Genomic DNA, 26643 nt, shown 5'->3' with positions numbered 1-26643 from the left:
TTCGCCTCCCGGGAAAGTTCCAATGTCCGTTCAAATGGTCCTGCTGCCGGTCTTCGTGCAGGTCGCTCTCACCTTCGCGCTGCTGATCGGCATGGTCCTGGCGCGCCGCAAGACCCTGGTCTCCGGCGAGACCAAGATCCGCGACATTGCGCTCGGCGAGCCGAACTGGCCGAAGGGCGCCACACAAATCGCCAATTGCTACCGCAACCAGTTCGAGCTGCCGGTGCTATTTTACGTACTGATCGCACTGGCATTACCCCTGCGCCGCGCCGATTTCTTCATCGTGCTGATGTCCTGGGTGTTCGTGGTGACGCGCTTTGCTCATGCCGGCGTGTTCGTTTCCTCCAACGATCTCGGCCGCCGCTCCACGGTCTGGCTCGCTGGCGTGCTGGTGCTGCTCGCGATGTGGATCTACTTCGCGCTGAAGCTTTTGCTGCTGATCTAGGTGCTGCGCACCACTTGAAAGAACCCGAATGACCCCCGCTGCCCGGCTGTCCGCAGCCATCGAACTGATCGACACCATCGAGGGGGACCGCGTGCCCGCGGCGAAGGCGCTGAAGGAGTGGGGCACCGCGCACCGCTTCGCCGGTTCCGGCGACCGCGCGGCCATCGCTGGCCTCGTCTGGGATGTGCTGCGCCGCTACGCCTCGAGCGCCTGGCTGATGGATTCCGGTACCGCGCGGGCCCGGCTGATCGGCATGCTCCGCCTCGAGCGCAAGATGGACACGGCGACCATGGGCGCCTTGTTCGACGGCAGCCGCTTTGCGCCGGCGCCGCTGACCGAGGCCGAGCAGGCTGCGCTCGCCTCGCGCTCCCTCCAGGACGCCCCGGCCGCCGTCGCCGGCGACTACCCGGAGTGGCTCGACCCGCACCTTGCAAAAGTGTTCGGCGAGGACCGTGCGGCGGAGGCCGCCGCGATGGCGAGCCGGGCGCCGCTGGACCTGCGTGTCAATACGCTAAAATCCAACCGCGACAAGGCGCTGAAGGCGCTTTCTCATCTTCATGCAAAACCGACGCCCTGGTCCGCAACCGGCCTGCGCATCGAGCTTTCGGCCGATGCGCGCAACCCCGGCATCCAGGCGGAAGAGGATTTCATCAAGGGCGCAATTGAAGTGCAGGATGAGGGATCGCAGCTTGCAGCCCAATTCACCGCGGCAAAACCCGGCGAGCAGGTGATCGATCTCTGCGCTGGCGCCGGCGGCAAGACGCTGGCGCTGGCCGCCCTGATGCAGGGCAAGGGCCGGCTGATCGCGACCGACCGCGACAAGCGCCAGCTCGCGCCGATCCACGAGCGGCTATCGCGCGCCGGCGTCCACAACGCCGAAATCCGCACGCCCAAGGGCGAGGCCGAATCGCTTGCCGACATCCGCAGCACGGCCGACCTCGTCGTGATCGACGCGCCCTGCACCGGAACCGGCACCTGGCGCCGCAACCCCGATGCCAAATGGCGGATGCGCCCCGGTGCGCTGGAGATCCGCCTGCGCGACCAGGCCGAGGTGCTGGAGCGCGCGGTTCCGCTGGTCAAGCCGGGCGGCCGCATCGCCTACATCACCTGCTCGGTGCTGGCGGAGGAGAACGGCGAGCAGGTGAGGGCGTTCGTCGGCCGACATGGCGAGTTCTCGGTCGTCCCGCCCGAGCAGACCGCAAGCGTGCTCTGGGACAAGGCGGAAGCCTTTGGCGAGGCCGCGCTGCAGTCCGCCGAGGGCTGGCTGATGACACCGCGCCGGACCGGGACGGATGGGTTTTTCGTGTCGGTGCTGAAGAAGAAGGGCTGATCGACGTTGTCATTTCGGGGCGCGCGTAGCGCGAGCCCGGAATCCATCGTGCGGCGGTCTCCGCGGGTCAATGGATTCCGGGTTCGCCCTGCGGGCGCCCCGGAAGGACATCAAAAACAAAAGCCCCGCAGACCGATCCCGGTCGCGGGGCTTTCGAGTTCCAACGTTCTGCCGGTACGTCCGCGGTCAGAACGGTGCGAGGGCGTTAGCCGACGCGGAGATTGTCAGCCGACGACTTGCCGCTGCGGCGGTCGGCGACGATGTCGAACGAGACCTTCTGACCCTCGTTGAGGGAGGAGAGGCCAGCGCGCTCGACGGCGCTGATGTGAACGAACACGTCCTTCTGGCCGTCATCCGGCTGGATGAAACCATAACCCTTTTGGGTGTTGAACCACTTCACGGTGCCCATAGCCATGGGAATTTCCTTTAGTTAGTTAGGTTGAGTACGCACGCAGACCGGTACGCAGCGTTGCGCCCATAGTCCCTGATGAGTCGATGTTTGGAGAATTCATCTGAAGCGTGCGCGCCCGTCAGCAACGAAGCGAAGCGGCCCAGTCGTTCGGCCAAGTATCGATGATCACAATATAGCGAGAATTTGGGGCCACTTCAAGGCACCACCCGCGGCCCGAAACGTAGCGCCACTTTGCTATTTTGCGGTGCAAATCAACCGCCGGGTGCGCCTCAGTCGACGATGAAGAGTGTGGCGCCCGTCGTCGTCGAAGACCGGTGCGCGGCGTCGCCGAAGTCCGATACCTGGTAGCTCATCCCCGCCTTGAGCTTGAATTTGCGGCCGTCGCGCAGCTCGGAATCGAGCTCGCCCTTCAGCACGTAGAGCACATGGCCGCGATCGCACCAATGATCGGCGAGATAGCCCGGCGAGTACTCCACCATCCGCACGCGGAGTTCGCCGATGTTGAGCGTGCGCCATGTGGCCTCGCCGCTCTCGCCGGGATGCGCGGTCGGCTCAACCTTGCTCCAGTCGGTGACGGTAAAGGGGGAGGTGGGGAGCTTCATGGGGGAATCCTGATTTGAATGCACCGTCGGGTGGTCGTGCACGTTACGTGGGCGGCGAGGGCGTCAGCGTGCAGCCGGCCGCCTCTTGCATCCTGCTCGCATTGATGACCCAGACCAGCAGGGCCGCGGCGCTGATGCCGGAACCCAGCATGCAAACGCCGCTCCAACCTGCCACAGCGTAGACCATGGTCGCCGCGATTCCGCCGGCTGCGCTGCCGATAGAATAGAACACCATATAGGTCCCGACCAGCCTGCTTGCTGCGTCGGGACGCGCGGCGACGATCAGGCTCTGGCTGGTCACATGTACGGCCTGCAGCCCGAGATCCAGCATGATCACGCCCAGGACGACGAACCAGAGCGAGACTTGCAGGCAGGCGATCGCGGCCCAGGCGCCGAGCATCAGCACCAACGATAGTCCGGTCGTGCGTTGGGCCCATCCAAGGTCGGCGAGACGACCGGCGTTGCGCGCGCCGAGTGCTCCGGCGAAGCCGGCGACCCCGAGCAGCCCAATCGTTGTGTGCGACAGCGCGAAAGGCGGCGCCGACAGCGGAAGCACGATCGACGTCCAGAACACGTTGAGATCGGCGAAGATCAGGAACGCGAACAAGGCGCGCTCGCGCAGGATCGGCTCCTCCGCGAACAGCGCCGCCGTCGAGCGCAACAGCGATAGATACGAGGAGCCTGCCATTGCCGTGGGCGCGCCGCGCGGCAGGACTTGCAACAGCAAGACGGCCATCGCGAGCATGAGGCCGGCCGAAACCAGGTAGACCATGCGCCAGCCGCCGACATCGGCCAGAGCGCCCGAGGCGAAGCGCGCGAGCAGGATTCCGCCGACGACGCCGCTGGTGACGGTCCCGATGGCGCGGCCCCGCCCGTCCGGCGTTGCGAGCGTTGCGGCAAAGGCGACCAGGATCTGCACGACCACGGCAAGCACGCCGACCAGCGTCAGTCCCGCGAGCAGCACAGCGGCGTGGGATGCGGTGCCGACGACCAGGAGTCCGGTCGCCGACAGTGCAATCTGGCCGGCGATCAGACGACGGCGATCCCAGAGGTCGCCGAGCGGCACGATCAAGATCAAGCCGCACGCATAACCGATCTGCGTGAAGGTCACGACCATGCCGATCGCTGCGGGAGCGATTCCGAGGTCCGCGGCCATCGAGTCGAGCAGGGGCTGGGCGAAGTAGATGTTGGCGACGCTGAGGCCGCAAGCCAGCGCAAGCAGCAGCGCCAGCGCGGAGGAAAGCCCGTACCCGGCCGTCCCGGCACTATCCTTGGGGTTGCCTGGGGCGAGATCATTGCTCGTCATCCGTCATCTCCGGCACGCTTTCTGGTCTCATTATAAGACCAGTTGCGGGCGGCGCCGTCTAGTCTTATTTTAGAACCAGATCGGAGTGGGAGCATGAAGCGGACAGGTTTTTCCGGGGCCGACTGCCCGGTGGCGCGTGCGCTCGATGCAATCGGTGACTGGTGGTCGCTCCTCATCGTGCGCGATGCCTTCGACGGGCTGCGCCGGTTCGGCGATTTCCAGAAGAATCTCGGCATTGCCAAGGGCATGCTCAGCGCGCGCCTGCGCAAGCTGGTAGAGCTCGACGTGCTCGAGATGGTTCCGGCGTCCGATGGCAGCGCGTATCAGGAATACGCACTGACGAGGCGTGGACGCGACTTGTTTCCCGTCATTGTCGGTCTGCGCCAATGGGGCGAGGCACATCTCTACGGGCGCGGCGAGGCACATTCCGAGCTGGTGGACCAGGCCGGCCAACGGGTGGGGCAGCTGGTGCTGCCGTCGCGAGCCGGCCGGCCGCTGACATGGTCCGATACGAAGGTGAGGAAGGTGAGCACGCGCAAGCGCTGATGTCTCTGCGCGGATCAATGCGCTAGATGGTTCGCCGAGCCCTGCACGATCAGCCCGGCCTCGTTCACCCGCAGATATTCGCAGATCTTCTTGCCCCGTTCGTTCTGGTAGAACACCACGAGGCTGTCCGGGCTGACGAACAGGTCGATCAGCGAGAAATGCAGGTTCGGCACCAGGGGAAGCGCCTTGCCCCAATAGGCGCGAAGCGCATCCTTGCCGCGCACGGTGCCGCTGGGGTCGAATCCCAGCATCGGAATGCGGTCAGACGTCATCACGGCCGACTCGTCGTAGAGCGTGAGCACGCGCTCGAGGTCGCGCGCATTCCAGGCCTCGACCCAAGCCCGGCCGAGCGCGGCAAGCGTTGACGGCTGATGGTGCTGTGACATGGCATTTCTCCCTGATCGGCCCCTTTGTATGATAGGTCAATAATGCTTACCTATATATGTCGTCTTGTCCATGCCCAAAGAAGCATGTGGGCCCGCCGCGACCGCGGTTGCGGCCCGGGCCGCACCAGCGTATTGGCTGGCCATGACAGCAGCACAGAACGACCGCTCCGCGTCGACGCCCTCGGTGGCCTCGGCGCACGACAAGATTCTCATCGTCGACTTCGGCAGCCAGGTGACGCAGCTGATCGCGCGTCGCGTGCGCGAGGACGGCGTCTATTGCGAGATCGTCCCGTTCAACAAGGCGGAAGCCGCCTTCGAGGAGATGAAGCCGAAAGCGGTGATCCTGTCCGGCGGCCCGGAATCGGTCCACGAGGCCGGCTCGCCCCGCGCTCCGCAATTGATCTTCGACTCCGGCGTGCCGGTGATGGGCATCTGCTACGGCCAGATGACCATGGCGGCCCAGCTCGGGGGCGAGGTCGAGGGCGGCCATCACCGCGAATTCGGCCGCGCCGATGTCGAGGTGAAGGCCGAGAGCCAGCTGTTTGCGGACGTCTGGTCGTCAGGCAGCAAGAACCAGGTCTGGATGAGCCATGGCGACCGCATCACAAAAATGCCGCCGGGCTTCTCGGTCGCCGGCACCTCGCCGAACGCGCCGTTCGCGATCATCCAGGACGAGAAGCGCAAATATTACGGCCTGATGTTCCATCCCGAAGTGGTGCACACGCCCGACGGCGCAAAGCTGATCCGCAACTTCGTGCGCAAGATCGCCGGCCTCACCGGCGACTGGACCATGCGCGCCTTCCGCGAGGAGGAGATCGCAAAGATCCGCGCGCAGGTCGGCAAGGGCAGGGTGATCTGCGGCCTCTCCGGCGGCGTCGATTCGGCCGTGGCGGCCGTGCTGATCCACGAGGCCATCGGCGACCAGCTCACCTGCGTCTTCGTCGACCACGGCTTGATGCGCCTCAACGAGGCCGAGCAGGTCGTCGACCTCTTCCGCCACCACTACAACATCCCGCTCGTGCACGTGGATGCCTCCAGGCAATTCCTCGGCGAACTCGGGGGCGTCACCGACCCTGAAGCCAAGCGCAAGACCATCGGCCGCCTCTTCATCGAGGTGTTCGAGGCTGAGGCCAAGAAGATCGGCGGCGCCGATTTCCTGGCGCAAGGCACGCTCTATCCTGATGTGATCGAGAGCGTCTCCTTCACCGGCGGCCCCTCGGTCACCATCAAGTCGCACCACAATGTCGGCGGCCTCCCCGAGCGCATGAACATGAAGCTCGTCGAGCCCCTGCGCGAATTGTTCAAGGACGAGGTCCGCAAGTTAGGGCGCGAGCTCGGCCTCCCCGAAATCTTCGTCGGCCGCCACCCGTTCCCGGGCCCGGGCCTCGCCATCCGCTGCCCCGGCGAGATCACCAGGGACAAGCTCGACATCCTGCGCAAGGCGGACGCGGTCTACATCGACCAGATCAGGAAGCACGGTCTCTACGACGAGATCTGGCAGGCGTTCGCCGTGCTGCTCCCGGTCAAGACCGTCGGCGTCATGGGCGATGGCCGCACCTACGACTACGTCGTCGGCCTGCGCGCCGTCACCTCCACCGACGGCATGACCGCGGACTTCTACCAGTTCGACATGAAGTTTCTGGGCGAGACGGCGACGCGCATCATCAACGAGGTGAAGGGCGTGAATAGGGTGGTGTACGACGTGACGAGCAAGCCGCCCGGGACGATTGAATGGGAGTAGGGGGCTCCTCCCGGGTTCAATAGAACCGAGTCAAGTCGTTAGTTCTCGTAGAGGCGATGCGGCGCAGTCATGGGATTTGGGGTATTCATCCATCGATCGGACTCGATCTATGATGACAGCCCCGCTGAGCAATATCAGTTTCCCAGTCAATATCTGCGTCGTGTCCAGGGCTGCGTCGGCGATTGGATCATCTATTATGAGCCAAGCAAGGTCGCCGAGACGCGGGGCTACTTTGCGATTGCTCGCGTTCAGCAGGTCCTTCCCGATCCCGGTACTTCAGGAATGTACCTCGCTCTGATAGAGCCTGGAAGCTACCTCGATTTTGCGAATCCGGTCCCTTTCAACACACCGACCGGTCCTGTGGAGCGGGGTGTATTGAATGATCACGGACGAATTTCGGGGCGTGCTCAGGCGGCAGTCCGCCCAATCTCGACGGACGATTTCAATAGAATAGTTGAACTCGGTTTTGCGGAAGGCGCACCGCTACTGCCCCGACTCGATGCCGATGTTCGATTGTCTCAACTCGACGAAAGAGAGCAGGCGCCCTTTATACTTGAGCAGCAGCGTGATCGCGTCAGTTTAACGGTATCGAGAGTTTTGCGTGACCGAGTTTTTCGTCGGATCGTATTGCGTGCCTACGACGAACGCTGCGCCATCACCGGCCTGAAGCTTATCAATGGAATGGGACGCGCAGAGGTCGCGGCGGCGCACATTCGGCCCGTGGAGGTAAACGGGCCGGACATCGTGAGCAATGGGATCGCTCTGTCGGGTACAGCTCATTGGATGTTCGATCGTGGTTTGATCAGCCTGTCCGATGATTTGGAAATACTGATCTCGCGCCAGACAAACGACCCAGAGGGAGTTCGATCGGTCATCAACAAGTCCGGTCGCGCGATCGAGCCAAGACGGGCATCTGATCGGCCTCATCCGCATTTTCTACAATGGCACCGGGAGCATTGCTTCAAACAGTAGACGAGATCCTAGAGTTACGCGCTTCAGCCTAGCGCTAGCGCTTGATGTGGACCGTACTCCGACATGATAGGAATCTATTTCGTCCTCTGGAGCTAGCCCTGATGTCCGCCGCGCCTGCAGCCGCCCACCCAACCGCCACCACCACCGACCCCGAGACCCTCGCCTATATGCGCGGCTTCCCTCCGTCTCCCGACCGCCTCATCACCTTCCAGGACGGCTCCTTCCGCAGCTTCCCCGAGTTGCGCTGGGCCTGGAGCAACATCCGCCAGCTCGTGCCCACCGTGAACGTCTGGCGCGGAGCTGGACCTGCGTCGCCTCTGCCGCGTGCGGACCGGGACATCGGCGCAGTCGCCTCGACCACGATGGACGGCCGACCCATGACGTTCGACAAGATGCTGGAGGAGACCTACACCGACGGCATCGCCGTGCTGCATCGGGGCAGGCTGATCTATGAGCGCTATTTCGGCGCGTTGAAGCCGCACAAGCCCCATATTGCGATGTCGGTGACGAAGTCGTTCACCGGTGTGCTTGCGGGGATTCTGGTCGCGGAGGGCAAGATCGATCCGCAGGCGCCCGTCACGGACTATGTGCCGGAGCTGAAGCCAAGCGCGTTCGGCGATGCGCGCGTGCACGAGGTCATGGATATGACCACGGGGCTGCTCTACACCGAGGTCTACACCGACAAGAACTCGGACGTGTGGGGTCTCAGGCGCGCCAACGGCATGGCGCCGATCCCGACGGATTATGATGGCCCGACCACTATCTTCGATTTCCTCATCGCGCAGAAGAAGCAGGGCGAGCACGGCAAGGCCTTTGCCTACAAGACCGTCAACACCGACGTGCTGGCGTGGATCGTCAGGCGCGCCAGCAACATGACGCTGTCCGATCTGCTCTCCGAGCGCATCTGGCAGCCGATGGGCGCGGAGGAGGATGCGCATTATCACGTCGACCGCATCGGCACCGAGAGCGGCGGCGGCGGTCTCTCCACGACCTTGCGCGATCTCGCCCGCTTCGGCGAGACGATGCGCAATCACGGCCGCTTCAACGGCCGCCAGATCGTGCCGTCTCCGGTCGTTGAGGACATCGCGCGCGGCGGCGATCCCGACAAATTCAAGCCGGCCGGCTACACCACGCTGCCGGGCGCGTCCTACCGCAATCAATGGTGGGTCACGCACAACGACCACGGCGCCTACATGGCGCGCGGCGTCTACGGCCAGGGCATCTACATCGATCCCAAGGCCGAGATGGTGATCGCCCGCTACGCCTCGCATCCCATGGCGGGCAACGCCGCCAACGATCCCGTGACGCTGCCGGCGTATATGGCGCTGGCGAAGGCGCTGATGGCGGGCGGGTAGGGTGGATTAGCCTGCGGTTGCGCGAAGCGCAGCCCGCCGGCGTAATCCACCATCTCTCGTCGCGCCGTGTTAGCAGATGGCGGATTACGCCTTCGGCTAATCCGCCCTACGAGCTGCCGCTGAAGTAGCGACCTCGGCCTTCATCGTTCGAGACGCCCGCTTGTGCGGGCTCCTCACCATGCTGGCCGCAAGACGAGACCTCATCCTGAGGGCCCGCCAGAGGCGGGCGTCTCGAGGGATGGGCCGCGGGTGAGCTCGTGCCTCAGTCGCGCGCCTCCTGCCAATGCGGATAGGTGACATAGGCGGTTACGGCGCCTTGCTCGTGCGAGCGGATCGTGACCGTCTCGCCCTTCGGCATATGGACGATCTCGCCGGGCCCCGCGGTCACGGTGCTGCCGTCGCCCGTGACCGACAGCTTCCCTTCGAGGACGATCATGACATCGTCGACCTTCATCGTCTCCTTGAGATTTTGGTTCGGCGCGTAGCGGCCGAAGCCGATCGTGATAGGTCCGCCGTGGCGCTGGTCGACCATGTTGGCAACGAAGATGTCGGCGTCCTGTCCCGGTGAACGCTCGAGCGAGGCGTCAGCGATGGCGAATTTGCGAACTTTCATGAGGTCTTTCCGTCTTGTGGGGCTGGAAGGGCACCAATAGACGCCGTGGCCGTTGTTTGGTTCCGCTCGCGGGGAGGTTGACGCAGTGGGAACGCACGAAATATAAGTATTGACTTATATTAGTAGCGGTCGATATTTGTCGGCAGATGGACCACAGGGAGAACCGAAATGCAGATCGACGTCGCCAGGGTCTTGGGGCTTGTGACGCGCTCGGTGAGGAGCTTCGAGAGAGACGGCAAGCCGGCCAGCGCGGTCACGCTGACGCGGCTCTACGACACCAGCGTGGACGATCTCTGGGACGCCGTGACCAGCAGGGAGCGGATCCCGCGCTGGTTTGCGCCGGTCGAGGGCGACCTCCGGCTCGGCGGACGCTACCAGGTCAAGGGCAATGCCGGCGGCACCATCACATCCTGCACGCCGCCGACCCATTTCGCCGCGACCTGGGAATTCGGCGGCGCCACGAGCTGGATCGACGTCAGCCTGACAGCCGAGCGAAGCCAGGCGCGCCTGACGCTTGAGCACACCGCGATCATCGAGGATCATTGGAATCAGTTCGGTCCGGGTGCGGTCGGTATCGGCTGGGACCTCGCGCTTGCGGGACTGGAGCGATATCTTGCGACCGGGGCATCGGTCGATCATGAAACGGCGGAGGCCTGGATGGTCTCGCCCGAGGGCAAGGAATTCATGACGACGAGCGGCGAATATTGGCGTGCGGCGCATGTCGCAAGCGGGGTCGATCCTGACGAGGCGAGGCAGCGCTCGGACCGCACCATCGCGTTCTACCGCGGCGAGACGCCGCCCGACATCGTTCATCCCGGCACCGGAAGCTGATGCACGCCTTCGAAGTCCTCGCCGATCCCGTGCGCCGCCGCATCCTCGAGCTGCTGGCGCCCGGTGAGTTGGCATCCGGCGAGGTCGTCGAAGTCATCGGTGCCGAGTTCGGCATCACCCAGGCGGCGGTCTCGCAGCACCTCAAGGTGCTGCGCGAGAGCGGCTTTGCGAGCGTCCGGGCCGAGGCGCAAAGGCGTCTCTATTCGGTCGACGCGGCCGGGCTGCAAGCGGTCGATGCCTGGGTCGGCCAGTTCAGGACGTTCTGGGAGCCGAAGCTGGACGCGCTGGCAACGGAGATCGCCCGCGGCAAACGCGAGCGTCGCAAAGCGCCGATCACCAGGCGGAGCGGCAAGAGGGCTTGAGGGAGTTGCGAATCTGGTGGTGAAGGAGCGAGTTCACGCAGGATGCGGGCCCGGCTCGCAATACTCGATCAGCAATTCGGTGAGAACCCGTATCTTCCGTGCGGGATGCTGGCCCGGAGGGCGGATCACATAGGCACCCGCCGGAGGCGGGGGATAGCGCGTCATCACCGGCACAAGCGCTCCGGACGCGACATGTTCATGGGTGAGGCGGTCGGGAAGGTAGGCGATCCCGAGTCCTGCCGTTGCGGCGGCGAGGAGAGCTGTGCCGTTGTCGGCCTTGAAGCGTCCCTGCGGACGAACCGTGATGATCTTGTCGCCATCCATGAGGTGCCACGCTTCGGTGCCTTGCATCAGCGCCTCATGGGCGACGAGCTCCTCCGGCGACTCCGGCGATCCGTTGGCCTTGATGTAGTCAGGGCTCGCGAGAAGCTTCCCGTGGATTGGTCCGATGCGTCTCGCAATCAAATTGGAGTCCTGAAGATAGCCAATCCGTATCGCACAATCATAGCCCTCCGCGATGAGATCGGCGAAGCGATCGCTGTAGCAGGTGTGGATCTGGAGATGCGGATGGCGGCGGGCCATTTCTGCAAGGATGGGAGCGAAGTGGGTCGGGCCGAAAGAAAGCGGCACTGCAACGCGCAAGCGGCCGCGCAGCTCTCCGGCGGGTAGGATCGCTTCCCTCGCTGCATCGATCTCGGCGCGGACCCTGGCTGCATAGTCTCGGAAAGTGAGGCCGGCTTCCGTGAGAGCGGCCCCGCGGGTCGTTCTTGCAAGAAGTTGGACGCCAAGTTCCGCTTCGAGCCGGAGAAGCCGACGACTGACGATCGATTTCGCGACCCCCAGCCGGGCCGCAGCGGATGAAATTCCTCCGGCGTCGGCAACTTCGACGAATGTCCGTATTTCTTCGAGATCCAACAGCGTTCCCCATTCGGCGACACAGCGTTCCGCGGCGGCACACTATCGTATCGCATCCGGGAACGCCAATGTCAGTGTAGGGCTACGTCGCTGCTGACGTGCGCCTCCGAACCAATGCCGCTCACGACGGCAGTAAAGGATGCAAAGATGACTTTTCGTAACGGCCTTGCTTCGCTTCTCCGCCCCGAAGATTCAGTGCTCGTCTTAATTGACCACCAGCCTTACCAGCTTGCGAACGTGAACAGCCATGAACCACAGATGGTGATCAACAATACGGCAGGTCTGGCCAAGGCCGCAAAAGCCTTCCGCGTCCCCACGATCCTGACCACGGTGATCGCTGAACGGGGTGGTCTGCTTTTCCCTCAGATCACGGAGGTTTTCCCCGGCCAGGAGGTGATCGACCGGACCTTCATCAACACCTGGGAAGATCGAAAGGTGGTGGACGCGGTCAAGGCCACGGGCCGCAAGCAGCTCATCATCGCTGGCCTGTGGACCGAGATCTGCGTCGCCATGCCGGCGATCCAGGCGCGCGGCGAAGGCTGGGATGTAACGGTGGTCACCGACGCGTCTGGCGCCGTTTCGGTGGAGGCCCATCAGGTGGCAATCCAGCGCATGATCGCGGCGGGCGTGAATATGATGACTTGGCTGGCGGTCGCTGCCGAATGGCAGCGCGACTGGGCTCGGATCGATCAAGCTGTCGCGCTCACGAAGGTGATCACGGAACATGCCGGCGGGAGCGGCATCGCGTATCTATGGGAGCAGCAATTGCTCAACACGCCTGTGCCCCGGTGAGCGGGATGATCTGAGCGGGTGAGGAGCCAGCGGCTGCGCGAAGCGTGGACCGCTGGCGCAGTTCGCCCGCCCGGCCTCCGCGCTGGCGCATAGCGAATTCACTTAGCCGGTCGTCTCTGCATCTTCTCGAACTTCTTGACCAGCCGTTCCCGTTTCAGCCGCGACAGCCGCTGGATCCAGAATAGGCCGTCGAGCTGGTCGATCTCATGCTGGTGACAGACGGCGCGCAAGCCTTCCGACTCCTCGGTGTGCACGTTGCCATCGAGGTCCTGATAGCTGATGTGCACGCGCGCGTGTCGCTGCACCTCGTCATTGACATCAGGCATCGAGACGCTGCCTTCGCGATGCATGATCATCTCGGGGGAAGCCCATGTGATCTCCGGATTGACATAGGTCCGTGCGCCGTCCTTGGCGTCGAGCTCCAGCACCACGACGCGCAAGGGCACACCGATATGCGGCGCCGTGATGCCGATGCCGGGCGCGGCGCGCATCGTGTCGAGCAGATCCTGCGCGAGCTGGCGTAAGCCATCGTCGAACGCGGTGACGGGGCGGGCAGGGCTCGCGAGCCGGCGGTCGGGGTAGCGGACGATCGGCCGAATGGTCATGCAGGCTCCTACCACTCACTCACGGATCATTGAAGCATTCCCGCTTGACCACCTACCTACTGGAAGGTAGCTTAGCGGTCATGAGCAACGCTTCCTCGACCGCCGACGACATTCTTGCCTGTGCCCGCTCGCTGATCATCGCCGGCGGCTACAACGGCTTCAGTTACGCCGACATCGCCGATGTCGTCGGCATCCGCAAGCCGAGCATCCACCACCACTTTGCCAGTAAGGTCGACCTGGTGCGCACCCTCGTGGCGCGCTATCGCGAGGAGGCCCAGGCGGGACTGGCGGCGCTCGAGCGCAATGTCGCCGATCCCGCCGAGCAGCTCAAAAGCTATGTCGCCTATTGGGAGACGTGCATCAAGGATGCGACGGCTCCGTTCTGCGTCTGCGCGCTCCTTGCCAGCGAGCTTCCCATCCTGCCCGAGGAAGTCGCGCTCGAAGTCCGCGCCCACTTCCGCTCCGTGTCGTCGTGGCTGGCTTCGGTGATGGAGCGCGGCAAGCGGCAAGGCCGGCTCCATCTCTCCGGCACGGCGCGGGCCGAGGCGGAGGGATTCATGGCGACCGTTCACGGCGCGATGCTGTCGGCGCGCGCTTATGGCGATCCAAAAATCTTCGGCACCATCACCCGGCCGCTGCTGGAGCGGCTTTCCACCAGGCACTGACGAGGCCTGTCTAAGCCCGGCAGGGCGGCGCTTCGGCGTAGCACGTAAACTACCAACTAGTAGGTAAGGAGCAGACAATGAGAAGCAACGAGATGGTTTTGAACTCGGCCGACCAGGCGCAATGGCTCAAACAGTACTACTTCGTGCGTGCCGCATTTTCCACCGCGTGGGTCATTGCGGCCTTCGCGATTGCGCCGTCGTCGGCGGCGATCGCAGCGACGTTGCTCGTCGCCTATCCGGCCTGGGACGCCGCCGCCAACTATCTCGACGCGCTCAGGAGTGGCGGCTTGAACCAGAACCCCACGCAAGGCCTGAACGTGCTTGTCAGCCTCGCGACCACCATCGCGGTCATCGTGGCCTTGCAGGTCAGCATGAACTGGGTGCTCGGAATCTTCGGAGCCTGGGCGATCCTGTCCGGATTGCTTCAGCTCGGCACGGCCGTGCGGCGCTGGAAGCGTTTCGGCGCGCAATGGGCCATGGTGCTCAGCGGTGGCCAGTCGGCCCTGGCGGGCGGCTTCTTCGTCTTCCAAGCCACAATGCCCGCGGTGCCGTCGATTGCGAATGTCGCGGGCTATGCCGCGGTCGGCGCGATCTACTTCCTGGTCTCGGCGGTCTGGCTCACGGTTGGCAGCTGGCGCCGTAGTGCGGCGCTCTGAGACGCTATGTCACTTACGGATAAGGTGTGCCGTCCTTGTGCAGGAAGCGGCCGTCCGCTGCCGGGCTCATCATGTCGATGTCGGAGCAGGTGATGAGGTCGGCTGGCGAGCGTGAGCCGATCTCGAGATAGACCGCCGTTGCGCTCGACCTGTTGATCATGTGATGGCCGTTGCCGCTGGCCTTGGGGAAGGCGGCGCAATCGCCGGCGCGCAGCACGGTTTCGCCGCCATCCTCGATCAGCGTCACCTCGCCTTCGAGAATGTAGACGAACTCGTCCTCGTGCGAATGCCAGTGCCGCTGGCTCGACCAGCCGCCCGGCGGCAGGCGCATCAGGTTGACGCCGAAATCCGACAGGCCTCCGGCGTCGCCAAGCCGCTTGCGAACGCGCTCGGCGCAAGGCGCGCTGAAGGGCGCCGGATAGCCGGAGCCCTTACGGGCCGGCACGGTGGCGACGTCGATCTTTGGCATGTGGGACTCCCTGCAATCAACCAACAGACCGTGAAGCACAGCCGCGCGGCCTGATCGCGGCGGCGCGAGGCATCGTCACGATGAACATCGGACCAGATCAATATCTGTGGGATGCTGTCATTCTGCGGCTGTTTTGCCCGACGTGTCAAACCGATCTGTGATGATGTCGCACGAGGACAGGGGAGCCGCTGAGCTGGTCGTTCCTGGTAGGTAAGTCATTGATCCCGCTGGCGCCGGCTACTGTGCATGGGGTTGTTTTTCGAGTTTTGCTGGCAGGTCACGAAAGCGTGCGGCAAAAACGACGTCGGTCTGTCGGCCGGCGCAGTTCCCATTCGTCTTCCACGCGAGACAGACCTGACGGGAGACTGAAATGATTTCTTCCAACTATCGCTGGGTGATCGTCGCCGCCGGCGGCCTGCTCGGCTGCGTTGCGATCGGCGGCATGTTTTCACTGCCAGTGTTCCTGCAGCCGATCGCCAAGGACACCGGCTGGTCGGTGACCGGCATCTCCAGCGCGATGACGATCGGCTTTCTGGCGATGGCCTTCACCAGCATGGCCTGGGGCACGCTGACGGACCGGTTCGGGCCGCTGCCGGTGGTGCTGACTGGATCAATCGTGCTGACGCTCAGCCTGTTCGCGGCGAGCCACGCCACCTCGCTTCTCGTGTTCCAGATCGTGTTCGGCCTCCTGGCCGGCGCGGCTTGCGCTGCGATCTTCGCCCCGATGATGGCGACCGTCACCGGCTGGTTCGACACCAATCGCGGACTTGCGGTGTCGCTGGTGTCGGCCGGCATGGGCATGGCGCCGATGACGATGTCGCCGCTGGCGGCCTGGCTCGTCTCCGGCCACGACTGGCGCACCTCGATGCAGATCATAGCGCTCGTGGTCGGCGCCATCATGATCCCGGTCTCGTTCCTGGTGCGCCGTCCGCCGGCGCTCGCGCAAGGCCCGGCCGCGCCCGTCGGCGAAGCCGCCGGGCAAAACGAGATGTCGATGGGCGAGGCGCTGCGCTCGCCGCAATTTCTGATCCTGCTCGCCACCAACTTCTTCTGCTGCGCGACGCATTCCGGCCCGATCATCCACACCGTCAGCTATGCCGTGAGCTGCGGCATCCCGCTGGTCGCGGCGGTTACGATCTACAGCATCGAGGGATTTGCCGGCCTCGGCGGGCGCATCGCGTTCGGCCTGATGGGCGACCGCTTCGGCGCCAAGCGCGTGCTGGTCTCGGGCCTGCTGCTGCAGGCCTTCGGCGCGCTCGCCTATGTCTTCGCGCAACAGCTCACGACGTTCTATGCGGTCGGCGGCATCTTCGGCTTCATCTATGCCGGCACCATGCCGCTCTACGCCGTTCTGATCCGCGAGAACTTCCCGCTCAAGATGATGGGCACGGTGATCGGCGGCACGGCGATGGCCGGCAGCCTCGGCATGGCGACCGGCCCGCTCGCCGGCGGCCTGATCTACGACGCCTTCTCCAGCTATGCCTGGCTCTACATTGCCTCCTGGGCGATGGGCTTAGGGGCCTTCCTGATGGCGATGACGTTCCGCCCCTTCCCAAAGCCGCAAGGCGAGGTGGCGCCGGCGGCGGCGTGAATTCGAGATCGAGGCGCGGCGTCACAGCTGCGCCTCGATCGCGGCCTTGTCGATCACCGACCAGACCTGCCGGATCTTGCCCTCGTGAAATTCGTAGAAGGCGTTTTCGCAGAAGGACACGCGCCGCCCGTTGACGGCAAGACCGAGGAATGCCCCGACCGGCGTGCAGTCAAACTTCAATCGGGCGGCGATGCGGGGAGGATCGCAGATCAGCATCTCGATCTGGAACTGCAGATCGGGGATCTCCCGAACATCCCGTTCCAGCATCGCGCGATAGCCGTCGAGCCCGAGCGGCCGCGCGTTGTGGGCGGCATCATCATGCACGAATTGTCCGAGCGCCGGCCAATCCCGCCGATTCAGGCAAGCGATGTAGGCGCGGTAGATGTCGGCGAGGTCGTCTCTCATCATATCGAAGCTCCCACGGCCTCGACCAACGCGCGAGGACCGCGAACCGGTCCAGCGTCAGAGGCGCTTTTCGAAGAAGAGGTCCGGATAGGGATCGTCGTTGAAGCGCGGGATCTCGCGCCAGCCCGTGCTGCGATAGAGCCGGCCGGCTTCGGGCAGTGCGCTGTTGGTGTCGAGCCGCAGCAGCGCGATTCCGAACTCGCGCGCGGCGCTCTCGGCCGCATCCATCAGGCGGCGGCCGAGCCGCAACCCGCGCGCGGCGGGCGCGACCCACAGCCGCTTGATCTCGGCGTAGCCGTGATCGGTGCCCTTCAAGCCGACGCAGCCGATCGGCAGCGTATCCGACATCGCAACGAGGAATGTGCCGCGCGGCCGGCGCATGTCCTTGGCGTCGGGGTCGCGTGACAGCGAGACGTCAAAGCCCTGGCTGAAGCGGCGGCCGAGCTCGGCATAGTACTCGCCGAGGCAGTAGCGCGCTTGCTCGCAGCGCGGATCCATCTCGTCCAGCGCGACGCGCTCGCGCGTCAGCGCGGAGGCGATCAGGTCCATCGCCGCCAGCAACGCATCGCGTTGCGAATGTTGCGCGAGGAGGCCTTCGGCCTGCGCGTTGGACAGTGCCTCGTAGGCTGTGAACTCGCGCCGGCCCGCCCGCGTCAGCTTTGCCATACGCCGCCGCGCATCGTCCTCGTGCGCGATGGTCTCGATCAGCCCTTCGTCCTCGAGGCTGCGGAGCAGCCGGCTCATCAGCCCGGAATCGAGACCGAGATAGTCGCGGATCTCCGCCACGTCCGATCGCCCGTGCCCGATCGCATTGAGCACGCGCGCGGCACTCAGCGGCCGGCCGCGCCCGAGAAACGACGTATCGAGTGCTCCGACGGCAGAGGTGACGGCGCGGTTGAAGCGGCGGACGCGGGCGGCGGGATCGAGCATGATATCTGACTTTAGTCAGGTATCGCGGCTTGTCAATCGAGCGAGAGCTGATCGAGTTGCAGTTGCGCGCCTCTTTGTGAGTTGTTCTCGGGTCGCGAGCCGTTACCATGCGGCCGCTCGGGGAGTCTGAATTCACAACGAGCGGAGGCGACATTGGGCGGGATGGAACGCAAAGCGAAGGGATCGGACCTTTTCGTCGCGGCGTTGGAGAATGAGGGTGTCGACCGCATCTTCGGCATTCCCGGCGAAGAGAATCTCGATCTTGTCGAATCGCTGCGTGCTTCGAGAATCGAGCTGATCCTGACCCGCCACGAGCAGGCCGCGGCCTTCATGGCCGCAACCCACGGGCGGCTGACCGGCAAGCCCGGCGTTTGTCTGTCGACGCTCGGCCCGGGTGCTCTCAACCTGTCGACGGGCGCCGCCTATGCGCATCTCGGTGCCATGCCGATGATCCTGATCACCGGCCAGAAGCCGATCATGAGCAGCCGGCAGGCCCGCTTCCAGATCGTGGACGTGGTCGCGACCATGAAGCCGCTGACCAAGCTGTCGCGGCAGATCGTCAGCGCCTCCAGCATTCCAACCGTGGTGCGCGACGCCTTTCGCGTCGCGATGGAGGAGCGGCCCGGGCCGGTGCATCTCGAACTGCCCGAAGACGTTGCCGGCGACGAAGTGCCTGATGTCCCGGTGATCCCCGTTCACCCGATCGAAATCCCGATTGCTCATCGCGCCGCGCTCGACCGCGCCGCCGAGATGATCATGGCCGCAAGGCGCCCGCTGGTGATGATGGGCGCTGCGACCAGCCGGCCGCGGTCGACACACGGCATCGCAAGCTTCGTGCGGCGGACCGGCATTCCGTTCTTCACGACGCAGATGGGCAAGGGCACCGTGCCTGGCGGCACCAATCTCTACATGGGCACTGCCGCCTTGTCCGAGCGCGACTATGTGCACGATGCCATTGACGCGGCCGACCTGATCGTCGCAATCGGCCACGACCCGATCGAGAAACCGCCATTCATCATGGGCCCTTCGGGGCCGAAGGTGATTCACGTCAGCTACACGCCGGCGAGCGTCGAGCAGGTCTACTTTCCGGACGCCGAGGTCGTCGGCGACGTCGGCCCGAGTCTGGAGCTGCTGGCGGATCGGCTCGAAGGCAAGCTGCCGCAAGCGGCGGCGCTGCTGCCGTTGCGGGAGGAAATCCTTGCTCACATCGCCGATCGCGCCACCGAGGCGCGCTGGCCGCCGACGCCGCAGCGTATCGTGCACGACATCCGCCAGGTGATGCCGGAGAACGGCATCGTCGCGCTCGACAACGGCATGTACAAGATCTGGTTCGCGCGCAACTATCGCACCCGCGTCGCCAACACGCTGCTGCTCGACAATGCGCTGGCGACCATGGGCGCCGGCCTGCCGTCGGCGATGATGGCCGCGATGCTCTATTCTGACCGCCGTGTGCTTGCGGTTGCCGGCGACGGCGGCTTCATGATGAACAGCCAGGAGATGGAGACGGCGGTCCGCCTCAAGCTCAACCTAGTCGTGCTGGTGCTGGAGGACAACGCCTACGGCATGATCCGCTGGAAGCAGGCCGTCGACCGCTTTGCCGATTACGGCATGACTTTTGGCAATCCGGATTTTGCGCTGTACGCCAGGGCTTATGGCGCCAAAGGTCACCGCATCGAAAGCATCGACAGCTTCGGCCCGACGCTCGATGCCGCCTTCAGGGAGGGCGGCGTGCATCTGGTCTCGATCCCGATCGATTATTCGGAGAACGTGCGCGTACTCGTCGACGAGTTGCGGTCGCATGAGAAGGCGAAAGCGTGATTTGACGATGCGAGCTATTTCCACATTCGTCATTGCGAGCGGCAGCGAAGCAATCCAGAATCTTTCCGCGGTGGCAGTCTGGATTGCTTCGCTGCGCTCGCAATGACGGAGACTGTGGCGGAGACCCTCCGTCGATCCGACAACCACACTTGTCTCGCATGCCCGATCGCCGACACTCTCAAACACTCACCAACCACAGGAATATGAAATGACCCGCATTCGTTGCGTCACCGAGATGGGCATGGGCGTCGACGTCCACGGCAGGGACGCCACCAAGGCGGCCAAGCGCGCGGTGTCGGACGCCATCAGGCATTCCAGCCTCGGCTTCTTCCGGATGATCGGCAAGACCGCGAACGACATGTTCGTGGACGTCACGATCGGCGTGCCGAATCCAGAAGCCGTCGACAAGGAAGCCGTCGCCAAGGAACTGCCTTACGGCACCGTGACCGTCACTGCGGTCAAGGGCGGGCTGGAGATCCCCTCGGCCACGGAAGTGGCCAACGATCCCATCCTGATCGCCAATGCGGCCGTGATCGTCAGCTTCGACAAGGATTAGGCCGATGTCCGCGAGTGATGAAGCGCTGCTGGATCGCCCGATCTGGAGCGCGTTGACGACGAGCCAGAAGCATCTCGCCGAGGGCGGCCCGCGGGCTCTGCGCTATCCCGTGGACATGGCGCCATTTGCCGATCTGGCGGACATGTCCGCAACGAGTTTTGCGGCGCTCGGCGATCTCATGTCGGGCTCGCAAGTTGCGGTGCTGTTCACGCCCGAGCCGGTCGAAATTCCCGCCGGCTTCAAGGTGCTGCTCGCCGAGCCCGGCGAGCAGATGATCGGCTCGCCCGCCGACGCCTCGCTGCACGATGCCGAGATTGTCCGCCTCGGCGCGACTGACGTTCCCGCCATGATGGCGCTGACCGAGCTGACCAAGCCTGGGCCCTTCGCGGCGCGGACGCACGAGCTCGGCACCTTCCTCGGCATCCGTGCCCGCGGCGAGCTGGTCGCCATGGCCGGCGAGCGGATGAAGCCCGGCAATTTCACCGAGATGACGGCGGTCTGCGTGCATCCCGATCATCGCGGTCGCGGATACGCACAGGCGCTGCTTGCCGCCATCGCGCGGCAGATCGAGGCGCGCGGCGAAATTCCGTTCCTGCACGTGTTCGCGAGCAATACGTCTGCCATCGCGCTGTACCAGCGGCAGGGCATGCGGATACGGCGCCGCCTGCAGGTAACCGTGCTGATGAAGCAGGGATGAGCTGCACCGTGGGCTTCATATCCTGAGAAATCGCGCTATATCGATCTCAACCACAATTGGGGGGAGCACATGGACGCCAGGACGCCTGATTTTTCCGCCGTACGGACGGCGATGCAGCGCTACGTCCATCAGGAGATCATTCCCGGCGTATCCTGGGCGGTGCTGCGCGGCCGCGAGGTGGTCGATCAGCAATGCGTCGGCTTTGCCGACCGCGAGGCCAATACTGCGTTGCGGCCAGACCACATCTTCCGCGCGTTCTCCAACACCAAGATCTTCGTCACCTGCGCGATCATGCTGCTGGTCGAGCAAGGCCGCATCGGCCTCGATGACGCAGTCGAAAAATTCCTGCCGCAACTCGGCAGTCGCAAGGTGCTGAAGCAGGGCGCTTCGAGCCTTGCCGATGTCGAGCCGGCGAAGAGCCCGATCACGATCCGCCAGCTGCTGACCCACACCTCCGGCCTCAGCTACGGCATCTTCGATCCCGGCACGGTGCTGTTCAAGGGTTACAACGAGGCGCGGGTGCTCAATCCGCTGACGCCGCTCAGCGACATGATCGACAAGCTCGCCGATCTGCCGCTGTCCTATCACCCCGGCACGGCCTGGGAATATTCCGTGGCGACCGACGTGCTCGGCCGTGTGGTCGAGGTCGTCTCGGGCCAGCCGCTCGATGCCTTCCTGAGGGCGCGCATCTTCGATCCCCTCGGCATGACCGATACCGGCTTTTATGTCCCCGAGACACAGCAGGGCAGGTTGGTCGCGCTCTACAACGGCGCCGACGTGCTCGACCCCATGAAGCCCGGCCTCACGCGGGCCGACCATCTGCCTTACCCGCAAGCCTACCGGCGGCCGCTGCCGCGGCTCTCGGGCGGCGGCGGTCTGGTCTCGACCTTGCCGGACATGCTCGCACTGTTGCGTGCGCTGCTGCCCGGGTCGGATGCGCTACTGAAGCCGGAGACGCTGCGGCAGATGATGACGAACCAGCTGCCCGCAGGCCAGACTATCCGATTCGCCAATCTCGGGCCGATTCCCGGCAAGGGCTTTGGTCTCGGCGGCGCCGTCACCTTCGCGCCGACACCGCTCGATCCGCCGAACTCAACCGGCGAATTCCAATGGGGCGGCCTGGCCGGCACCCATTGGTGGATTTGCCCCGAGGCCAATACGGCGGGCGTGCTGATGGCCCAGCGCTATATGGGCTTCTGGAATCCGTTCTTCTTCGAGTTCAAGCGCCTGGCCTATCAGGCGGTCGGAGCCTGATCGCAAAAAATCTTCCGTCAGCGCGAATCCTTCTTGGCCGTCGCGTCCTCTTGTTGGTCGAGGCAATCGGTCTCGGCCCATATCGGAGGATGTGATGGGATTCTATCGAAAGAACATCGGCGGACTGCATCAGGCGGTGCGGGTCGTCCTGGGGATTGCGGTGGCGGCTGCGGCGTTCGTTTATCTTGCCGGCGCGACGGCATGGCTGGTCGCGCTCGGTGGCGCCGGTTTCGCACTGACCGGTCTTGTCGGTTATTGCCCGATGTGCGCGATGGCAGGCATCGGCAAGGGAGGGATGTCGTGAGCGCGGCGGCGATCTCGCCAAATCTTTTCGAGGCCGCGCGGCTCGGCGATGCCGAGGCGATTGCGCGTCTGCTCGAGACGACGCAGCCGGACATCCGTCGCTATGCGCGCGCGACCTGCCGCAGCTCGGCGGACGCCGAGGATGCGACGCAGGAGGCGCTGTGGATCCTGTTCCGCCACGTCGGCACCATTCGTTCGCTGCTGGCATTGTCGGCCTGGCTGTTCAGCGTGGTCCGGCGCGAATGCCTGCGGCTCGCGCGCCGGACCGGCCTTGTGCCGGCGGTCGATGGCGCCGAGGCGGAGGCCGCACTGCTGTTGCGCCCCGAGGCCGATCTGCGGCTCGACGTCGCCGCGGCCTTCGGGGCCCTGCCGCCGCACTATCGCGATGTCGCGCTGATGCGCGACGTCAAGGAAATGACGATCGACGAGATTGCCGCCACGCTCGGCGCGAGCAGGCAGACCGTGAAGGCGCGGCTGCATCGCGCCCGCGCCTTGATGCGCGAATATCTGACGAGATGAGAGACGACCGGATTCAAAGGAAAAAAATGGAGTGACGTGGGCGGGAGACGTCGCCTCCCGCCCACGGTTTCGCTTTAGTCCTTCCAAGGATCGAACTCGCCTTCGCCGGCCATGGCGACGGCGAACGGCCGTAGCGTGTGCAGCACGCGCACGGTGCCGGCATGCTGCGCCAGCACGTCCGGCAGGCGGCGATAGGCCATCGGGCTCTCGTCGAGGTCAGCACCGATCAAGGTGACGCCGCGCTCGTTCAGCCAGCGGTCCATCTCCTCGCGCGAGAAGCGCCGCTTCGCCTCGCGTCGTCCGAACAGGCGGCCGGCGCCGTGTACGGTCGAGTAGAGCGAGGCCTTGGCTTCCGGGCTGTCGACGCCTTCGAGGATGACGGCGTCGTCGCCCATAGAGCCGCCGACGAACCCCTTCTGGCCGGGAAACGCCGGCGTCGCGCCCTTGCGCACCACCCACAAATCCTTGCCGTCGTGGGTCTCACGCCAGGCATAATTGTGGTGGTTGTGCACGCTCTCGGTGACGCTGCCGCCGATGATCCGGCGGACGCGCTCGACCACCCACTCGCGGCCCGCATAGGCATAACGCCCGGCGAGCTGCATCGCCGCGATGTAGCGGCGGCCGAGTTCGCTGTCCTCGTCGACCACGGCGGGCGGGACGTTCATGCCGTCCTTGCCGCCGGCGGCCTTGAGGTAGCGCGTCGCGGAGGTGTGCCCGAGGCCGCGGCTTCCGAAGTGGACGCCGATCCAGACGAAGCCTTCCTCGTCGCGCATGAGGTCGACATAGTGGTTGCCCGATCCGACCGTGCCGAGCTGCTTCACCGCCTTCTGGCGGTAGTCCTCCATGTCGCTCTCGCGCCAGGCGTCGCCGTCGTCGAACAGGTCGTGCTCGGCCCGTTCCGCGTTGGCACGGCCAACGCCGAACGAGATCACCTTGGCGACGTCGCGGATGATCGTGGGAGCGATCCCCGCGATGTCGTCGAAGCGCGTGTCGAGCCGGGCCGCCATGTTGCCGCAGCCGATGTCGAAGCCGACACCGGAGATGCTGATCTGCTTCTCATAGGCGATGACCCCGCCGACCGGCTGCGCATAGCCGAGATGGCCGTCGGCGCAGATCACGCCGGAGACGACGTTGCCGATGGCCATGCAATTGCGCATCTGCGCAATCGTCGCCTCCTCGTGGGGTCCGAACACCTTCAGCGGCGCATTCTGGAAACGGGCGTCTTGCGTCCGGAACGCGGCGATCGAGCTCGCGGTCGCGTTGGCCTCGCGGGCAAGATGCTCCTTGCGCGCGGCGTCCTTGTACAGGCACCAGGCCGGCTGGCCGCGTCCTTCGCCGACGCGCGAGTCGGGATCGACACCGGCGGCGAGGCAGAGCTCGCGGGCGCGTTCCATGTAGGGATCGGGTCGTCGCATGGTCCGAGATCCTTGTCATTCCGCGCGCACCATAACGGGGCGGGCGGATCATTTCAGAAATTTCGCTGACCCCGGGCGCATCTCGCGTCCGGGGCCGTTGTCGTTGCGCATCAGTTCAACGCCGTCTCCGACGCCGCGATCCACGCGACCACGGCCTCGGAGAAGCCGTTGACGCGGGTCCAGGCGCCATGACCGACACCGTGCTGATACGAGGCCACGTTGACGATCGTGCCGCGCGCCTTGGGCTCGGGCACCTGGTCGTGGCTCTGCTCGTCGGTGAAGACGATGAGGCGATCGCCCTTGCGGTCGATCTCCGTCACCGCCTTGCCGAGATAGGTTCCGCCATGCGGCTGCGAGTTGATGATCGCATCCCGCAGCGCGAAGCCGCGGCGGGGAGGGACCTTCACGACCTCGTTGGAGAAGGTGAAGATCTCGACCTCGTCGCAGATCTCGCGGGCGAGAATGGCAAGGCCACACGCCGCCTCCGCGCGCGTCATTTCCGACTGCGCGGAGAGCGTTGCGAACATCGAGCCGGACACGTCGATCAGGAGCCGGGTGCGGCCCGGAAGCCGCACATGGTCCTTGATCGACTTGAGCATCGCAGCCTCGAGCTCAGGCTCGAAGTCCGGCGCATAGCGCGCCGCCGTGATGAAGCGATAGGGAAGGATACGATCCGTCCGCATCGCCTCGATCGCGCCTGCGATGGTCTCGCGCGGGACCTGCGCGTTCTGCATCAGGCGCAGATTGCGCAGTAGCGCCAGGCCGCCGAGCTTTCGCTCGGCGATCAGCCGCTCGAAGGTCTCGCGCTTGTTCTTGCCGGCCGAGAGCGAAACCTCCCAGGTGTCGGGGGAGGCGAGCTCGCCATCGACGAGCTGCTTCCACACCTTCGCCTGATCGGCGTCTTTCGGCTTGGCGTGCACCAGGAACAGAACGTCCCTGATCCGCACCGCGCCGTCGCGGTCCCACTTGGCGAGCTGATAGGCGTCGAACTTGGTCAGCGCGCGGGCAAGACCCTTCTTCACCTGCGCCGAGACCGGCTGGCGCTTGCGCTGCTGCATCGGCCCCAGCGCATCCGCCCAGTAGATCGCGAGCAGCTCCGTCATCTCGTCGGGACGCTGGATCACCTGGGCGAGCGTGTCGGCAACGAGGGTGCGGTGCTTCTCGCTGCGCGCCATCTCGCGGATGACGAGCAGCGGTGCGTGCCGCAGCTTCATCACCTCGCGGGCCTCGATTGCGAGCTGCGCGACGCGCTCCGGCGCGACCTCGGGCACGAGGGCCTTGATGCGGTCGGCAATCGCAACGCCGTCCTCGTAGAACTGGTCCTCCCACAGGAGGCAGTTCATCAGCGCGCGCTTCAGCTCCATCTCCGGGGTGAAGCGCACAGCGCGCGCACCCTCCCGCGTGAGGGCGCGAACGATCTTGTTGAGCCTGACCATGATGGCCTCCTCTTGGGTTGATGGGCGAATGAAAAGGGGTGCCGGGGAACAGGCGAGGCTGTTCGTGCTCTACCCACTGAGCTACGGACTTTCGTCCGGGAGGATTTGAACCTCCGACACCGAAGTAACAGCGCTCTTCACCACCGGCGGTGGCTAAGGGACACGATCCGGGAACGGGCGATTGCTGTACCCGACGAGCCGAAGCTCGCCGGAAAGCGCTCTATCCTCTGAGCTACCGGTGCATGGGACACCGGGCGGGATTCGAACCCGCGACCTCTCGCGTTGCAGGCGAAGTAACAGAAATCTTCACCACGGATCGTGATGGGGTTGGCGGGGAACGGGCGATGCTGTTGCTGCCCTTGCGGGCGGTCGTTTTACTGACGAAGTAACAGACATGTTCACCACCGCCTGACCGATGCTCTCGCATCGGCCTTTGATGGGTACGCTGGGGAACGGGCGATATCGGCTTTCAGTGACGACAACACAGTCTCCCGCCCTCCACGGACGGATCCTGCGCCGGGCCGCGTGCGTACCTTTTCCGAGGCCGCATCCCGGTGCGTGTGTCAAAGGCGGGAGGCATACCCGCTGTGCCGTGTGGAGAAGTATCCGACATCTTCACCACCAGCGTCGGTTGAGCCGCGATCCCTCACGGCAAACCGAGTTACAAAAATTCGATCGCGGCGCTGTCGACGCGCCGCATCTTGCGAACCTCTGGG

General features: G+C 64.8%; 30 protein-coding genes and 1 tRNA gene. 18 read left to right on the top strand and 13 right to left on the bottom strand.

Annotated elements, in window-relative coordinates; translation table 11 throughout:
• The first annotated feature begins 22 nt into the window (after positions 1 to 22).
• Positions 23 to 445 carry an MAPEG family protein gene (locus ABIA45_RS11650; RefSeq protein ID WP_404541672.1) on the top strand — a complete coding sequence of 141 codons (423 nt, stop codon included), beginning with the start codon at positions 23 to 25 and terminating at the stop codon, positions 443 to 445.
• A 28-nt stretch (positions 446 to 473) separates the two neighbouring features.
• Positions 474 to 1775 (top strand): RsmB/NOP family class I SAM-dependent RNA methyltransferase, encoded by a 1302-nt coding sequence (locus ABIA45_RS11645; RefSeq protein WP_271547122.1) that lies wholly within the window; start codon positions 474 to 476, stop codon positions 1773 to 1775.
• 205 nt (positions 1776 to 1980) lie between these two features.
• Here ABIA45_RS11645 and ABIA45_RS11640 read toward each other — a convergent pair whose 3' ends face one another.
• The 3 genes from ABIA45_RS11640 to ABIA45_RS11630 form a co-directional block, all read right to left on the bottom strand.
• Positions 1981 to 2190, bottom strand: a complete 210-nt coding sequence (locus ABIA45_RS11640; RefSeq protein WP_008141931.1) for a cold-shock protein — start codon at positions 2188 to 2190, stop codon at positions 1981 to 1983.
• 266 nt (positions 2191 to 2456) lie between these two features.
• Positions 2457 to 2789, bottom strand: a complete 333-nt coding sequence (locus ABIA45_RS11635) for a DHCW motif cupin fold protein (protein ID WP_157287776.1) — start codon at positions 2787 to 2789, stop codon at positions 2457 to 2459.
• Positions 2790 to 2832: 43 nt separating this feature from the next.
• Positions 2833 to 4095, bottom strand: a complete 1263-nt coding sequence (locus ABIA45_RS11630) for an MFS transporter (RefSeq protein WP_271547121.1) — start codon at positions 4093 to 4095, stop codon at positions 2833 to 2835.
• Positions 4096 to 4188: 93 nt separating this feature from the next.
• On the opposite strand from ABIA45_RS11630, the gene ABIA45_RS11625 reads away from it, so the two are divergent.
• The gene (locus ABIA45_RS11625) at positions 4189 to 4641 is read left to right on the top strand and encodes a winged helix-turn-helix transcriptional regulator (RefSeq protein WP_404652087.1); all 453 of its coding nucleotides are present in this window, start codon (positions 4189 to 4191) and stop codon (positions 4639 to 4641) included.
• Between the two features lie 14 nt (positions 4642 to 4655).
• On the opposite strand, the gene ABIA45_RS11620 is transcribed toward ABIA45_RS11625, so the two are convergent.
• Positions 4656 to 5027, bottom strand: coding sequence for a nuclear transport factor 2 family protein (locus tag ABIA45_RS11620; RefSeq protein ID WP_271547275.1), 372 nt, complete (start codon positions 5025 to 5027; stop codon positions 4656 to 4658).
• Between the two features lie 142 nt (positions 5028 to 5169).
• On the opposite strand from ABIA45_RS11620, the gene guaA reads away from it, so the two are divergent.
• From guaA to ABIA45_RS11605, 3 genes are all read left to right on the top strand, one after another.
• Positions 5170 to 6768 carry a glutamine-hydrolyzing GMP synthase gene (gene guaA, locus ABIA45_RS11615; protein ID WP_404652086.1) on the top strand — a complete coding sequence of 533 codons (1599 nt, stop codon included), beginning with the start codon at positions 5170 to 5172 and terminating at the stop codon, positions 6766 to 6768.
• A 69-nt stretch (positions 6769 to 6837) separates the two neighbouring features.
• Positions 6838 to 7740: an HNH endonuclease gene (locus ABIA45_RS11610; protein WP_404541661.1), complete on the top strand. Its 903-nt coding sequence runs from the start codon at positions 6838 to 6840 to the stop codon at positions 7738 to 7740.
• A gap of 101 nt (positions 7741 to 7841) precedes the next feature.
• Positions 7842 to 9095 (top strand): serine hydrolase domain-containing protein, encoded by a 1254-nt coding sequence (locus tag ABIA45_RS11605; protein WP_404652085.1) that lies wholly within the window; start codon positions 7842 to 7844, stop codon positions 9093 to 9095.
• A gap of 262 nt (positions 9096 to 9357) precedes the next feature.
• On the opposite strand, the gene ABIA45_RS11600 is transcribed toward ABIA45_RS11605, so the two are convergent.
• Positions 9358 to 9708, bottom strand: a complete 351-nt coding sequence (locus ABIA45_RS11600) for a cupin domain-containing protein (RefSeq protein WP_404652084.1) — start codon at positions 9706 to 9708, stop codon at positions 9358 to 9360.
• 168 nt (positions 9709 to 9876) lie between these two features.
• Here ABIA45_RS11600 and ABIA45_RS11595 point away from each other — a divergent pair, with 168 nt between their 5' ends.
• On the top strand, positions 9877 to 10539 hold the full coding sequence (locus tag ABIA45_RS11595; RefSeq protein ID WP_404652082.1) for an SRPBCC family protein: 663 nt from the start codon (positions 9877 to 9879) through the stop codon (positions 10537 to 10539).
• Positions 10539 to 10901, top strand: coding sequence for a helix-turn-helix transcriptional regulator (locus tag ABIA45_RS11590; protein ID WP_271547114.1), 363 nt, complete (start codon positions 10539 to 10541; stop codon positions 10899 to 10901). Before ABIA45_RS11595 ends, ABIA45_RS11590 begins: the two co-directional genes overlap by 1 nt.
• A gap of 33 nt (positions 10902 to 10934) precedes the next feature.
• On the opposite strand, the gene ABIA45_RS11585 is transcribed toward ABIA45_RS11590, so the two are convergent.
• The gene (locus ABIA45_RS11585) at positions 10935 to 11816 is read right to left on the bottom strand and encodes a LysR family transcriptional regulator (RefSeq protein WP_157284525.1); all 882 of its coding nucleotides are present in this window, start codon (positions 11814 to 11816) and stop codon (positions 10935 to 10937) included.
• 147 nt (positions 11817 to 11963) lie between these two features.
• On the opposite strand from ABIA45_RS11585, the gene ABIA45_RS11580 reads away from it, so the two are divergent.
• Positions 11964 to 12608: a hydrolase gene (locus tag ABIA45_RS11580; protein ID WP_157284526.1), complete on the top strand. Its 645-nt coding sequence runs from the start codon at positions 11964 to 11966 to the stop codon at positions 12606 to 12608.
• Positions 12609 to 12706: 98 nt separating this feature from the next.
• Here the strand turns inward: ABIA45_RS11580 and ABIA45_RS11575 are convergent, their stop codons facing one another.
• Positions 12707 to 13213, bottom strand: coding sequence for a peptide deformylase (locus ABIA45_RS11575; RefSeq protein WP_404541650.1), 507 nt, complete (start codon positions 13211 to 13213; stop codon positions 12707 to 12709).
• 80 nt (positions 13214 to 13293) lie between these two features.
• Here ABIA45_RS11575 and ABIA45_RS11570 point away from each other — a divergent pair, with 80 nt between their 5' ends.
• Together ABIA45_RS11570 and ABIA45_RS11565 are read left to right on the top strand one after the other, a co-directional pair.
• The gene (locus tag ABIA45_RS11570; RefSeq protein WP_275499469.1) at positions 13294 to 13878 is read left to right on the top strand and encodes a TetR/AcrR family transcriptional regulator; all 585 of its coding nucleotides are present in this window, start codon (positions 13294 to 13296) and stop codon (positions 13876 to 13878) included.
• Between the two features lie 77 nt (positions 13879 to 13955).
• Positions 13956 to 14534, top strand: coding sequence for a DUF308 domain-containing protein (locus ABIA45_RS11565; RefSeq protein WP_275509549.1), 579 nt, complete (start codon positions 13956 to 13958; stop codon positions 14532 to 14534).
• Between the two features lie 13 nt (positions 14535 to 14547).
• Here the strand turns inward: ABIA45_RS11565 and ABIA45_RS11560 are convergent, their stop codons facing one another.
• A complete protein-coding gene (locus tag ABIA45_RS11560) occupies positions 14548 to 15003 on the bottom strand; it encodes a cupin domain-containing protein (RefSeq protein WP_271547109.1) in 456 nt (151 codons plus the stop codon).
• A gap of 370 nt (positions 15004 to 15373) precedes the next feature.
• Here ABIA45_RS11560 and ABIA45_RS11555 point away from each other — a divergent pair, with 370 nt between their 5' ends.
• On the top strand, positions 15374 to 16594 hold the full coding sequence (locus tag ABIA45_RS11555) for an MFS transporter (RefSeq protein ID WP_404652079.1): 1221 nt from the start codon (positions 15374 to 15376) through the stop codon (positions 16592 to 16594).
• Positions 16595 to 16615: 21 nt separating this feature from the next.
• Here ABIA45_RS11555 and ABIA45_RS11550 read toward each other — a convergent pair whose 3' ends face one another.
• Complete coding sequence (locus ABIA45_RS11550; RefSeq protein ID WP_404652077.1) at positions 16616 to 17002, bottom strand: ester cyclase; 387 nt, start codon at positions 17000 to 17002, stop codon at positions 16616 to 16618.
• 54 nt (positions 17003 to 17056) lie between these two features.
• Positions 17057 to 17929: a GNAT family N-acetyltransferase gene (locus ABIA45_RS11545; protein WP_404652076.1), complete on the bottom strand. Its 873-nt coding sequence runs from the start codon at positions 17927 to 17929 to the stop codon at positions 17057 to 17059.
• Between the two features lie 162 nt (positions 17930 to 18091).
• On the opposite strand from ABIA45_RS11545, the gene ABIA45_RS11540 reads away from it, so the two are divergent.
• The 6 genes from ABIA45_RS11540 (at position 18092) to ABIA45_RS11515 (ending at position 23076) form a co-directional block, all read left to right on the top strand.
• Positions 18092 to 19747, top strand: a complete 1656-nt coding sequence (locus tag ABIA45_RS11540) for an acetolactate synthase large subunit (RefSeq protein WP_404652074.1) — start codon at positions 18092 to 18094, stop codon at positions 19745 to 19747.
• A gap of 208 nt (positions 19748 to 19955) precedes the next feature.
• Positions 19956 to 20303 carry a Lin0512 family protein gene (locus ABIA45_RS11535; protein ID WP_128262042.1) on the top strand — a complete coding sequence of 116 codons (348 nt, stop codon included), beginning with the start codon at positions 19956 to 19958 and terminating at the stop codon, positions 20301 to 20303.
• Positions 20304 to 20307: 4 nt separating this feature from the next.
• Positions 20308 to 21000, top strand: coding sequence for a GNAT family N-acetyltransferase (locus ABIA45_RS11530; protein ID WP_404652073.1), 693 nt, complete (start codon positions 20308 to 20310; stop codon positions 20998 to 21000).
• A 69-nt stretch (positions 21001 to 21069) separates the two neighbouring features.
• Complete coding sequence (locus ABIA45_RS11525) at positions 21070 to 22254, top strand: serine hydrolase domain-containing protein (protein WP_404652072.1); 1185 nt, start codon at positions 21070 to 21072, stop codon at positions 22252 to 22254.
• A 94-nt stretch (positions 22255 to 22348) separates the two neighbouring features.
• On the top strand, positions 22349 to 22558 hold the full coding sequence (locus ABIA45_RS11520; RefSeq protein WP_197958279.1) for a DUF2892 domain-containing protein: 210 nt from the start codon (positions 22349 to 22351) through the stop codon (positions 22556 to 22558).
• A complete protein-coding gene (locus ABIA45_RS11515) occupies positions 22555 to 23076 on the top strand; it encodes an RNA polymerase sigma factor (protein ID WP_404541633.1) in 522 nt (173 codons plus the stop codon). Before ABIA45_RS11520 ends, ABIA45_RS11515 begins: the two co-directional genes overlap by 4 nt.
• A 74-nt stretch (positions 23077 to 23150) precedes the next feature.
• Here ABIA45_RS11515 and ABIA45_RS11510 read toward each other — a convergent pair whose 3' ends face one another.
• From ABIA45_RS11510 to ABIA45_RS11500, 3 genes are all read right to left on the bottom strand, one after another.
• A complete protein-coding gene (locus ABIA45_RS11510; protein WP_404652071.1) occupies positions 23151 to 24491 on the bottom strand; it encodes an RtcB family protein in 1341 nt (446 codons plus the stop codon).
• 110 nt (positions 24492 to 24601) lie between these two features.
• Complete coding sequence (locus ABIA45_RS11505) at positions 24602 to 25927, bottom strand: TROVE domain-containing protein (RefSeq protein WP_404652070.1); 1326 nt, start codon at positions 25925 to 25927, stop codon at positions 24602 to 24604.
• Between the two features lie 90 nt (positions 25928 to 26017).
• Positions 26018 to 26166 (bottom strand) — tRNA-OTHER (locus tag ABIA45_RS11500).
• Positions 26167 to 26643: the final 477 nt, after the last annotated feature.

The organism is Bradyrhizobium sp. USDA 336 (assembly GCF_044908355.1).
GTDB classification, from domain to species: Bacteria; Pseudomonadota; Alphaproteobacteria; order Rhizobiales; family Xanthobacteraceae; genus Bradyrhizobium; species Bradyrhizobium yuanmingense.
Note: the sequence above shows the minus strand (reverse complement) of the source record. Positions and strands in the feature narration are given on the sequence as shown.